Origin of the sequence: Caldicoprobacter faecalis (genome assembly GCF_900115765.1) — a bacterium.
GTDB lineage: Bacteria > Bacillota > Clostridia > Caldicoprobacterales > Caldicoprobacteraceae > Caldicoprobacter > Caldicoprobacter oshimai.
Genome location: NZ_FOXR01000048.1, coordinates 1 through 11,483 on the forward strand (window position 1 = coordinate 1; position 11,483 = coordinate 11,483).

Below are 11,483 nucleotides of genomic sequence, written 5' to 3' on the forward strand. Positions count from 1 at the left end.
AAAATTTCAGAATCAATGGTAATATTGTATTGAGCCATTTCTCATCCCTCCAGTTAGTTTTGGTTTTTACATTTTAATTCTAACCAGAGGGGTGGGGGTGGCTCAACCCCTTTTTACACAATTATATGGACTTAACTCTCCCCCCTCAAACCTTCATAATATTAAAAGCTGGGTGGCGATGATATCCACAGCACAACCGCCTTCGCCTTCCCAGCATTTTCTATTCTGTGAACCTGGTTGGCCTTGAAATAAAAGCTCTCTCCCTTTCTCACCCTGTACTTATGGTTCCCTAGATAGAGGTTTATGCTGCCCGATATCACATAGCCGAATTCCTCTCCATCGTGCGGGTTATCTTCATTAGAGCTTCCGCCGGGTTCTATCTGCATGAGTATGGGCTCCATTGCATTTTTTTGAGCGTTGGGCACCAGCCATTTTATCGAGTGCTTGAGCTCCTCGTCCTGCTTTATGAATACATCGTCCTTCTTGAACACCACCTTCTCGGGCACGGCATCGCTGAAGAAGTCTTTGAGATTTGTCCCAAGGCACTCCAGTATGTCCATCAAGGTAGCAATGGAGGGCGACGTCAGCTCCCTCTCCACCTGCGAGATAAAGCCCTTGGTCAGCTCGCACCTGTCGGCCAGCTCTTCCTGCGTCAAACCCGCCTTAAGCCGCAGTTGCCTTATCTTTTCACCAATTTTCATAACTTATTTCTCCCAATAAAATTGAGTTTAAAAAGTTTTTGTAAACTAAACTTTTTGTTTAGTGATCTTAAACCTAGCACACACTTTAACACAGATAAAAAAATATGTCAATACTATTTTTTGTAAATAATATTGACATATCTGGAAATTTATTCTATGTTTGATCTAATAAGTTTTTATTCTAACGCCGACCCACGGTCTTCAAACCGGCATTAAAACCAAACATCATTTGCCCATCATATCATGAATTTCAGTATAAAAAGTCTATTTTGCTGCTAAAAACGAAATCCGCAATTTTGAAGCAAAAATGACGGTAAACGAAAAATTGCACACACAAGCGTTGCTTTATCAAGCTACACTCAAGCAAATTAAGTTGCAGTAGCGCCACCGGCTTTTTCAAGCACCCTCCACATCCCATCTTTTGGTTTATACAGCACCACCCTATACTTTTCCATGCCGCCATCGTCCAGGAACCTCACCGTCACGGTGCCATCGGGATTGCCCTGAACAACGGGCTTTCCTATATCGTCCTCCATTCCGACACCCAGGCCATCTATCCGTGCCACCATAACGGGATCAGAACGCCACGGCTGATGCCCTCCCAGTTCCCAGGCCAAGTTTTGTGGTGTCAGGCCGCCCTCGGTGATGCGCCATCCTTCCCGGGTTTTGTCCACGACGAAAAAGCCTGTGTAGTAAAAGATTCCCGTTCGCGGGTTGTCATCGGTAACCTCGATATGCCGTGTCTCAACGAAAAACCTCGCCTGTCCATTTTGCCTTCCAGCAGGAAGGAGCTTTAAAAGCTCTACCTGCACGGTACCCTGCCATGATGCAAGGAACTCTTGATAGGCGTGTTTACGCCTCCATTGCTCACTCCAACATCGATAGGCCTCCTCATACAGCTGTAAGCCCTCGCCTATGGTTCCGCCTAGCGCCGCCATCTGGCGCTCGGTCAAATTTGATGCCGTCTTTAAAGTGTCAAAATAAAAGCGCAAGGCCGCCTCAGGCGAGTCAAATGCCTGCAAGGAATCTGCATCGCTGTAGCTATGTTCCTGTCGTCGATACCCCGCCTCTTGTTCCTTATCTGATTTTAAATCCAAAAAGTCAGGTACCCTAAAGTTAGATGCCCTGCCGTTATAATCAAAAAGCATTACAGTTGTTAAAAATGCCGCAGCTATAACCACAACAAATCTTTTCTTCACGGCCGTTTCACCCTCTCTTCATCAGTTCATTTTTCAAGCATAATGATCAATTCAGCCAAAAATGCCCGCTGTTTTTGAAATACATCCTTTCAAAATGAACATTCTTCTACCTTCAAGATTAATTATCCCTCTACAGTTGAAAACTTATTTAGTTTCTCAGCATTTTTGTCGCAGTCTTGTATATTCACAAGTTAATGGCTTTATCATGGTGGACAAACAACGTTAAAGAAACCACAATTCCAAAAAATACAATAAAGAATACAGTACCCAGAGTTACAGGTTGCAAATTCCGAACATTTGCCGTTATCGCAGGGCATTGTATGCCGCAATTTCCGTACTTTTTATAAAAATTATTGCTTTTTGTTTGAAAACGTGATATATTTTCTGTGCGTATCTAAAATAAATCGTTCGACATGATCCAAAAAGCAAAAAGATGTAGGAAAATACAAAACAAGGCAAACAGCAAGAAAGGGGTTATAATCCATGGAAATTTTACAGGATATACTGGCAGCTTTGAGCGTAATCTTAAACGGTTTGCCTCAAGGACTACTGGCATTATCCTATGGTTTTGCATCGGTACCAACTGCCCTGGCTTTCATAGTCGGCGCTGCCGGCAACGCGCTGGTGGGCTCTGTCGCGCCGGTATCATTTCAGGCCGAAACCATAACAGTGGCGGGAACCATGGGGCAGGACAGGCGCGAACGCTTATCCATGACCTTCCTGGGCGGCTGCATCATGACGCTAATAGGCCTCTTTGGGCTTTTAGAAAGGATCGTGGATTTTGTGGGCCCTGTCATTACCAGCGGCATGATGGCCGGCGTGGGTATCATGCTGGCAAAAGTATCCATAGATATGGCCAGAAAAAATCCTACTGTTGGGTTCAGCTCAATGATAGTCGGCTTTATCACTTACCTTTTAACCAAAAACCTGGTATATACCATCACGGTTTCAGTGGTGGTGTCCAGCGCAATCTCGCTTATGCTGAAGAAAAAGTCGGATATTCAGGTAACCGAAAAAGAAGGGTTTGTGCTGCAGAGATTTACGATCAATCCCACGGTGATACGGGGCGCACTGGCCATGGTATGCCTCAACATTGGTGCCAACATAGCCTTTGGAAAGATAACTGGGCAGATTGCCAAAACCGATGTAAACGTCGATCACCTGTCCGTCATAAGCAGCCTGGCCGATATGGTTTCCTCCCTGTTCGGAGGCGGCCCTGTTGAGTCGATCATATCTGCAACTGGCAGTGCCCCACATCCCGTTTGGTCGGGGGTACTCATGATGGCTCTGATGGCCGCTATACTGTTGGCGGGATTGTTACCCAAGATAGGGAGATTTATCCCGAGCGAGTCCATTGCGGGGTTCCTGTTCGTGCTGGGCGCAATAGTCACCGTACCCACAAACGCTGCAAACGCTCTGGCAGGCGGCGACATACCCGGCGGGCCCATCGTAGGAGGAGTAACCATGACGGTTACCGCCATCACCGATCCATTCCTGGGAATGCTGGCAGGCCTTGTGCTCAAGCTGCTCGGGTCCGTAATAAGGCTGTGAATGTTCACAACAAACTGTAAATCCAAGATGCTTAATACGTAGAATTTAACTATCAGGCGCAGTGAGACCTGCATCGCTACGCCATAAATGCTTTAAATTTAGAATACGACGCAACAGGCTGGAAAGGAGGTCTTCCCATGGCGCAAAAAACTTATACGCTTCATGTGGCTGGCGTCACAAGGGAGCTGCCAATTGTTAAGATCAGCGATGACCTGGCCATAGCCAGTTTCGTCATACTGGGCGATACCGAGTTGGTGTGCGCCGCTGCGGCCCAGCTGGTCAAAAAGCTTCCCCCGGTTGACATACTGGTCACAGCGGAAGCCAAAGGGATACCCCTTGTGTTTGAGATGTCCCGGTTGCTTGGAATGAAACGCTATATCGTGGCTAGAAAGAGCATTAAACCTTATATGGAATCACCCATTGTGGATGAAGTGGTATCGATAACCACACAGAAAAAGCAAATCCTGTGCCTGGACCACAACGATGCCTCCCTGGTAAAGGGCAGGCGCGTGGCCATAATTGACGACGTCATAAGCACAGGAGAATCGGTACAGGCCGTCGAACGGCTGGTCACCAAAGCAGGAGGGATAGTGGTCGCAAAAGCGGCCATCCTGGCCGAGGGAGACGCTGCCCAGCGGAATGACATAATATTTTTGGAAAAGCTGCCTTTGTTCCCGCTAAAGTGAAATTTGATCATCAAAAAGGCATCCCTATATGAGGGATGCCAAACTTTCTTTGTCCAGTATGACGATTTTCCGGCGCCCCTCCAGCTTTATCCAGCCCATCTTCTGGAAGTATGACAGCTTTCTGCTGAGCGTCTCGGGAGACATGCCGGTATGGGACGCCAGGTCGCCCTTGCTGAGCTCAAGTACCACCTCGTCGTTATGCGTCGCAAGTTCGAGCAAGGCCCGCGCAATCCTGGCCTCCACGCTGCGGGTAGTTAAATCTTCAATCAACCTCTCGGCCTTTTCCAATCTCATGCTAAGCTCTTCCAGTATCTTTAAAGCTATGGCAGGGTATTTCATCATGAGCTGCTTCAGGCTCTGGCCATCCAGCACGCACACCTCGGTATCCTCCAGGGCCTGAGCATTGTCCGTCAAGGGGACGTGTACAAACAGGGATAGCTCACCCATGAAATCCCCCGGCCCCAGTACCCTGACCACCTGTTCCCTGCCCGACTCGGAAATCCTGGTTATTTTCACTTTGCCCCTGTGGATGACAAACAGCTTTTCTCCCTTTTCCCCGGCCATATAAATCATTTCGCCTTTAGCATAAGTCCTGCTGTAGGTGATGTTTTCTATCTCCGTTATCTCCTGGCTGTTCAACGCATTGAATATAGGAACCAGATGTACGCAGCTCTGCCTCGACTTCTCACAGTTACAACTCCGGTCCATGGAATATCCCCCCTTCCCCGGTACAGCGCCATTCCCACATACAGGCCAGTTAAGCATGCATACAGTTCAAAACTGTAGCACACAACATGCTGTTTGCCGCTTTGTAACTTTTTATATTTTGCCTTTTGTTTTATACTTCTGGTCGTTCTATTGCCTGTAGGCCAGCAGCCTTACGGCGTTAATTATGACGATCAGCACGCTTAACTCGTGGACAAGCATGCCGGATGACAGAAACACCTTCTTTGCCAGTACCCCTGCAAGCAAAAGCGCTGCTACTATTATAGCAAAAAATATGTTCTGCTTCATATTTCTCACCGTGGCCCTGCTCAGCCCAATGGCATAAGCCAGCTTCTTTATTTCGTTTGACATCAGCACCACATCGGCGGTCTCCATGGCCACATCGGTACCTGCACCGCCTATGGCAATTCCCAGATCAGCCGAAGCCAGGGCCGGGGCGTCGTTGACCCCGTCACCTACCATTGCAGCGGGGCCAAACTGCCGCGAAACGTCCTCAAGCACCTTAACCTTGTCCTCGGGAAGGAGCTCGGCGTAATGTTCGTCTATGCCAAGCTGCTGAGCTATTGCCGCCGCAGTTCTCCTGTTATCTCCCGTCAGCATCACAATCTTTCTTATACCCAGCCGCTTTAAATCGGCAATTAGCTGCTTTGCATCAGCCCGTACCGCATCGGCTATGGATATGACGCCCAGTACCCTCTCGACATTTGAAATGATGACCACCGTCTGGCCGCGCTCTTCCTCCTGCCTTATATACTCCTCCTGCTCTTGCTCTATCCTCACCCCGTTTTCCAGCATCAGCTTCCTGTTGCCTATTAGATAATCCTGTCCCCTGACCTTCACCTTCAAACCTTGTCCGGGTATGATCTCTGACGTCTCGGCAAACTCACCTATCGGCCCCAGCTTCTCCTGGGCAGCGCTTACTATGGCTTTGGCCAGCGGATGTTCCGAATAGCTCTCGCCGATAGCGGCTACGATCAATAGTTCATTCTCATCCATGCCAAATGACTTTATTCCCGTAACCCTGGGCCTTGCTTCCGTCAGGGTGCCGGTCTTGTCGAAGGCCAGAACCTTTATCTGCCCCAGCTTCTCCATGACCTCGCCACCCTTTATCAGCACCCCGTGCCTGGCCCCGTTGCCGATCCCCGCCACTATTGAAACCGGCGTGGCTATCACCAGGGCACCCGGGCAGGCTATGACCAGCAGGGTAAGCGAAAGCCGCAGGTCCCTGGTAAATATAAACAGCAGAACGGCAAAAACTATGATGAATGGGGTATAATATCTCGAGAACGTCTCCAGGAATTTCTGGGTTTTGGCCTTTTTGTCCTGCGCCTCCTCCACCATCTGAAGTATCCTTGCAAAGGTGGTGTCCTCTCCCACCCTGTCGGCTCTTATCTTGAGATACCCCGATTCAATGACGGTTCCAGAAAACACCGTGTCCCCGGTTTCCTTGTTTACCGGGATGGATTCCCCGGTGATTGCCGCCTGGTTGACATAGGCATTGCCTTCTGTGACGGTGCCATCCACCGGTATCCTCTCGCCCGGCTTTACGATGACGGTGTCCCCTTTTACCACCTCTTGGGGCAATATCTCCATCTCTTGGCCGTCCCTTATCACTCTCGCCATGTCAGGCATCATATTGAGCAGCGCCTTAATGGATGCTCTGGTCTTCTCAAGGGTCCTGGACTCCAGGTAATCGCCCAGGGTAAAAAGGAAGGTAACCGCCGCGGCCTCCCAGTATTCCCGCAAATATACCGCACCTATCACAGCCAACGATACCAAGGCATCGATGCCCAGTATTCTGTATTTGATTCCCGCAATAGCCTTTCTCATAATGGGAATACCTGCCACCATGGCCGCTCCAAGCATAAACACATCGGCAATCACCGGAGACACAACTGCCCTTTTTAATACAAAGGAAACTATTATCAGCATTCCGGACAGCACCACTCTCTGGAGTTTTGTCGTCCTCATCACATTCTCCTCCCAGCTGTAAACAAAATTGCCTGTACAACAGCAGTTAAACGCTATAGCACGATTGCCGCAAAAACTACCTTTCGCCCAGTACCCTGTAGCCCAGCCCTTCGATGACGCGCTTGACATCATCTGAAGACACCACAAGCTCGTCGAATGTCACCTTTACCCTGCTGGAATTAAACAGCACTTCAACGCTCTCGACGCCCTTGGTACGCCTCAAAGCATTCTCAATCTTTGCCATACACGAAGGGCAGGTCAAGGTTTCCAGCTGATAATTCTTTGTAGTCATAAAGGTCATCCTCCTCAAAAATTTTGTTTTTTTATATTTTGTGACTCAATTTTAATAAATATCTGCTGCAATTTCTTTGACCTGGATCAAATTCGCATTTAAAAAAATCCGTGTGCTCATTAAATAGAAAATGGGAGCCGCGTATTTAAAGTGCGGCTCCCCTCTCGCCTGTCGCGGAAGCAAATAGCAGCGCATAATTATCGGTCATACGCGCTACAAGCTGCCGCTGTGGCTACTTATCTTTAACGCCTGCTGCACAATCCTGTCATTGCAGTACTACAAGATGCGCCATCGTGACCACTTGTCTTTAACAGCCATATAACATGGCAACAGCCCATGCATGGCAGCTGTGTGGCATTCCTATCCCGTGTAAATTTTTCAGCCAAAACATCACAAATTCCTTACAAAGCGCTGGCCAAATTCCCTGCACTGCTGCAGCGCCTGTTCATCGGGGTTCCACAGAGCCCTTATGCCCTCATCTACAACCTCAAAGCCGGCATCCTTCAGCTCCTCAGTGATAATCTTTACGCCTTCGCCGCTCCATCCATAGGCTCCAAAAGCGGCCGCCTTTTTGTTTTTAAAGCCCAAACCTTTTATCATCTCGAGAATGCCCGATATGGAGAAGGAGATTCCCCTGTTTATGGTAGGCGAACCCACCAGCACAGCCTTGGATTTGAACACCTCGGTTATTATATCGTTTTTGTCATACTTAGAAGCGTTATACAATTTAACCACCACGGCATCATCGGAAGACCTTATGCCTTCTGCAATTGCCTCTGCCATTCGCCTGGTGCCATTCCACATGGTATCATATATGATGGTGATTTGGTTTTCCTGATAATTGTCGGCCCATTCCAGATACTTGTTCACAATCTGAAGCGGGTTGTCCCTCCATATAATGCCATGGCTGGTACATATGATATCAATGGGCAACCCCATATCCATGATCTCTTTAATCTTCTTTGTGACAAAGCCGCTAAAAGGCGTCAATATGTTGGCGTAATACTTCATGGCTTCGTAATACAGCTCATCCTGATCCACCTGATCGTTGAAGAGGCGCTCCGAGGCGTAGTGCTGGCCGAATGCGTCATTGCTGAACAGAATGTTCTCACCCGTCATGTATGTAAACATGCTGTCGGGCCAGTGGAGCATCCGCGCCTCGATGAAAATCAGCTTGCTCTCCCCTATATCCAGGGTATCGCCGGTCTTCACTTCAACGAAATTCCAGTCGTGGTGATAGTGCCCCTTCAACGACCTTACGGCATTGGCAGTGCAATATATTGGAGTATCGGGAATCTCCCTCATAAGCTCAACCAGTGCACCGCTGTGGTCTATCTCCCCGTGATTTACAACAATGTAGTCGATCTCGTTGAGGTCTATCTCCTTCTTCAGGTTTCGGACAAACTCATCTGCAAAGGGCTTCCATACCGTGTCTATCAGGACGGTCTTCTTATCCCTTATGAGATAGGAATTGTACGAGGAACCCCTGTGGGTCGAGAGCTCGTTGCCGTGAAACCTCTTAAGCTCCCAGTCTATCTTGCCCACCCAGGTGACTTTTTCAGTTATCTTTTGCGACATCTAAAGCACCTCCATATATTGGTCTATAGTCTGCAAACCTTTTATACAATTAATACACCCAAATTTCGTGTTTGAAACCATTTTTCATGTTACTCGAGTTTGCGTCGAATTTGATTTTGCTGCACACTTAATCTTTTCATTTGCTGCCAATTTTGCTTCAAAACTGCGGATTTCATTTGAAACAGCAAAACTTAACTTTACACTAACTTTGCAGAATACATAAAAAACCACCGCTAACAAATGCGGTGGACTTCGGTGGGCTTACAACGATCCGCGCTTTTTCTTTGAACCGGATTTTTGGGTCAGCTGCTTCTGCTGCTTCTTGCCCTGTTCTTTCGCATCCTGCAGCTTTTCTCTCAGCCTGAATATCTCATCCCTGATTTGAGCGGCCTTTTCAAACTCCAGGGCTGCTGCGGCGTCCCTCATCTCCTTCTCCAGCTTCTCTATACGGGAATGTATCTCCTCAACCGACAGCTGCTCTTTCACATCATAATCGGCGGGCTGCTCGGCTACGGCTTTTGTAGCCTCTATGATGTCGTGTATGCCCTTCACAACCGTCCTTGGGGTAATCCCGTGCCTTTGGTTGTATTCCATCTGGAGCCGACGTCGCCTGTTGGTCTCATCTATGGCCCTACGCATGGAATCGGTTATGGTATCGGCGTACATTATGACTTTGCCATTGACGTTTCGCGCAGCGCGGCCAATGGTCTGTATAAGCGAGGTCTCGGAGCGAAGGAAACCCTCTTTGTCAGCGTCAAGTATGGCCACCAGCGACACCTCCGGAAGGTCCAGACCTTCCCTGAGCAGGTTTATCCCCACCAGAACGTCAAACTCGCCCTTTCGCAGGTCGCGAATGATTTCCATGCGCTCGATGGTATCGATGTCCGAATGCAGATACCGTACCCTTATGTCCATCTCCCTTAAGTATTCGGTAAGGCTCTCGGCCATCTTTTTGGTCAGAGTGGTAACCAGCACCCGTTCATTTCTTTCAACGCGCTGGCGTATCTCGCCAATCAAGTCGTCGATCTGCCCCTCCACCGGCCGCACCACCACCTCGGGATCAACCAGTCCCGTAGGCCTTATGATCTGTTCAACCACGCGCGACGACTTGCTGAGCTCATACGGTCCCGGAGTGGCGCTGACGTAGATGACCTGGTTTATCTTGCTTTCAAACTCCTCAAAGGTAAGAGGCCGGTTGTCATAAGCTGCCGGCAGTCTAAAACCGTACTCCACCAGGTTCTCCTTTCTGGAGCGGTCGCCGGCATACATGGCCCGCAACTGCGGTATGGTGACGTGGGACTCGTCTATGAACATGAGGAAGTCCTCGGGAAAATAGTCCAGCAGGGTATAAGGGGGCTCGCCAGGCTGCCTGCCGTCCAGATAGCGTGAATAGTTCTCTATGCCGTTGCAATATCCCACCTCGCGCATCATCTCGATGTCGTAGTTGGTGCGTTGCAGCAGGCGCTGGGCTTCTACCAAACGTCCCTGGTCCCTCAGTTCCTTAACCCTTATCTCAAGGTCACGCTCTATCTGTGCGATGGCTCGTTCCAGGCGTTCGCGCGACGATGCATAGTGCGAAGCAGGGAATATGGCCACATGGGTGCGGTACCCCAGCACCTCTCCGGTCAAGGCATCGATCTCGGCGATCCTCTCGATCTCATCGCCAAAAAATTCCACACGTATGGCCCGGCCGGAAGACCCTGCAGGGAATATCTCCACCACATCTCCCCTGACCCGGAAGGTTCCCCGCACGAAGTTTATATCGTTTCGCTGATACTGTATGTCCACCAGCTTGCGCAGCACCTCATCCCTGTCCTTTACCATCCCGGGCCGCAACGACAGGGTGAGGTCCCTGTATTCCTTGGGGTTTCCCAGGCCATAGATGCACGATACGCTGGCCACGATTATGACGTCCCTGCGTTCGAACAACGCCGAAGTAGCCGAATGGCGCAGCTTGTCTATCTCGTCGTTAATCGAAGTCTCCTTCTCGATGTAGGTATCGGTGGCTGGCACGTAAGCCTCTGGCTGATAGTAGTCGTAATAGCTCACGAAGTATTCGACTGCGTTGTCGGGGAAGAACGCCTTGAACTCGCTGCACAGCTGAGCCGCCAGCGTCTTGTTGTGCGCCAAAACCAGAGTCGGGCGCTGGACGCGCTCGATTATGTTTGCCATGGTAAAGGTTTTACCCGAACCGGTAACCCCTATCAGGGTTTGATGCTTCTCGCCTTTATTTAAACCCTCTACCAGTGCCTCAATGGCTTTAGGCTGATCCCCTTGAGGTTTGAAATCCGACTTTATTTTAAAACGCATTGCCCGCTCACTCCTCCAGAGTCAATTATACCACAATTCATACGTCATCAAAATATTTATGTTGATGAACGCTGTTACGTTATGTGAACTAGGTCCACTTATCGTACTTACAGATTGCTAAAATTGTCCAAACCAGTTTCACTGGTGGCATTATAGCAAATATGCGAGCATCCTGATTGTTCATATTTTATTATGACCAAAATAATGGAAAAAGCAGGTAACATTACCTGCTTTTTTATATTATCCTTATCCCTTTAGTTTTAATCTCTTTTATAAATGGATCATCTTTTTCAAATGCATCGCTATTGACTTCTCCCCGCCCTGGAAGGGGCGAGGATTCTTGACAGCTCCGAATTTCAGGCCGTCTTCCCTACTGGGTGGATATTCCACTCAATAGGGCAACACAGGTGTGGTGTGTACCTCACACCTGTGGGGCAAGCCAATAGCCCTACTACCAGGCTTAAAGAGC

Annotated in this window: 8 protein-coding genes and 1 pseudogene; 2 read left to right on the forward strand and 7 right to left on the reverse strand. The window is 48.9% G+C overall.

Features of this window, described 5'->3' with window-relative positions:
- Positions 1–161 precede the first annotated feature (161 nt).
- Positions 162–701 (reverse strand): cupin domain-containing protein, encoded by a 540-nt coding sequence (locus BM241_RS11245; RefSeq protein ID WP_025748249.1) that lies wholly within the window; start codon positions 699–701, stop codon positions 162–164.
- 368 nt (positions 702–1,069) lie between these two features.
- Positions 1,070–1,900 (reverse strand): hypothetical protein, encoded by an 831-nt coding sequence (locus BM241_RS11250; RefSeq protein ID WP_092282817.1) that lies wholly within the window; start codon positions 1,898–1,900, stop codon positions 1,070–1,072.
- Positions 1,901–2,383: 483 nt separating this feature from the next.
- Here BM241_RS11250 and BM241_RS11255 point away from each other — a divergent pair, with 483 nt between their 5' ends.
- Both BM241_RS11255 and BM241_RS11260 read left to right on the forward strand, forming a co-directional pair.
- Positions 2,384–3,451 carry a SulP family inorganic anion transporter gene (locus tag BM241_RS11255; RefSeq protein WP_092282818.1) on the forward strand — a complete coding sequence of 356 codons (1,068 nt, stop codon included), beginning with the start codon at positions 2,384–2,386 and terminating at the stop codon, positions 3,449–3,451.
- Between the two features lie 137 nt (positions 3,452–3,588).
- On the forward strand, positions 3,589–4,137 hold the full coding sequence (locus BM241_RS11260) for a phosphoribosyltransferase family protein (protein ID WP_092282819.1): 549 nt from the start codon (positions 3,589–3,591) through the stop codon (positions 4,135–4,137).
- 24 nt (positions 4,138–4,161) lie between these two features.
- On the opposite strand, the gene BM241_RS11265 is transcribed toward BM241_RS11260, so the two are convergent.
- The 5 genes and pseudogenes from BM241_RS11265 to uvrB all read right to left on the reverse strand — a co-directional run.
- Positions 4,162–4,845 (reverse strand): Crp/Fnr family transcriptional regulator, encoded by a 684-nt coding sequence (locus BM241_RS11265; protein WP_092282820.1) that lies wholly within the window; start codon positions 4,843–4,845, stop codon positions 4,162–4,164.
- Positions 4,846–4,992: 147 nt separating this feature from the next.
- Positions 4,993–6,834: a heavy metal translocating P-type ATPase gene (locus BM241_RS11270; RefSeq protein WP_092282821.1), complete on the reverse strand. Its 1,842-nt coding sequence runs from the start codon at positions 6,832–6,834 to the stop codon at positions 4,993–4,995.
- A gap of 76 nt (positions 6,835–6,910) precedes the next feature.
- Entirely contained in the window at positions 6,911–7,126 is a 216-nt protein-coding gene (locus BM241_RS11275; RefSeq protein ID WP_092282822.1) for a heavy-metal-associated domain-containing protein, read from the reverse strand.
- 390 nt (positions 7,127–7,516) lie between these two features.
- Positions 7,517–8,704 carry an anaerobic nitric oxide reductase flavorubredoxin gene (locus BM241_RS11280; protein ID WP_092282823.1) on the reverse strand — a complete coding sequence of 396 codons (1,188 nt, stop codon included), beginning with the start codon at positions 8,702–8,704 and terminating at the stop codon, positions 7,517–7,519.
- 345 nt (positions 8,705–9,049) lie between these two features.
- Positions 9,050–11,014: pseudogene (uvrB, locus tag BM241_RS11285) on the reverse strand (excinuclease ABC subunit UvrB); the annotation flags it as partial.
- Between the last annotated feature and the right edge of the window lie 469 nt (positions 11,015–11,483).

Bases quoted from the DNA above. Each gene is read 5' to 3' on its own strand.
- BM241_RS11245 (WP_025748249.1), bottom strand. From the start codon at position 701: ATGAAAATTGGTGAAAAGATAAGGCAACTGCGGCTTAAGGCGGGTTTG.
- BM241_RS11255 (WP_092282818.1), top strand. From the start codon at position 2,384: ATGGAAATTTTACAGGATATACTGGCAGCTTTGAGCGTAATCTTAAAC.
- BM241_RS11260 (WP_092282819.1), top strand. From the start codon at position 3,589: ATGGCGCAAAAAACTTATACGCTTCATGTGGCTGGCGTCACAAGGGAG.
- BM241_RS11265 (WP_092282820.1), bottom strand. From the start codon at position 4,845: ATGGACCGGAGTTGTAACTGTGAGAAGTCGAGGCAGAGCTGCGTACAT.
- BM241_RS11270 (WP_092282821.1), bottom strand. From the start codon at position 6,834: ATGAGGACGACAAAACTCCAGAGAGTGGTGCTGTCCGGAATGCTGATA.
- BM241_RS11275 (WP_092282822.1), bottom strand. From the start codon at position 7,126: ATGACTACAAAGAATTATCAGCTGGAAACCTTGACCTGCCCTTCGTGT.
- BM241_RS11280 (WP_092282823.1), bottom strand. From the start codon at position 8,704: ATGTCGCAAAAGATAACTGAAAAAGTCACCTGGGTGGGCAAGATAGAC.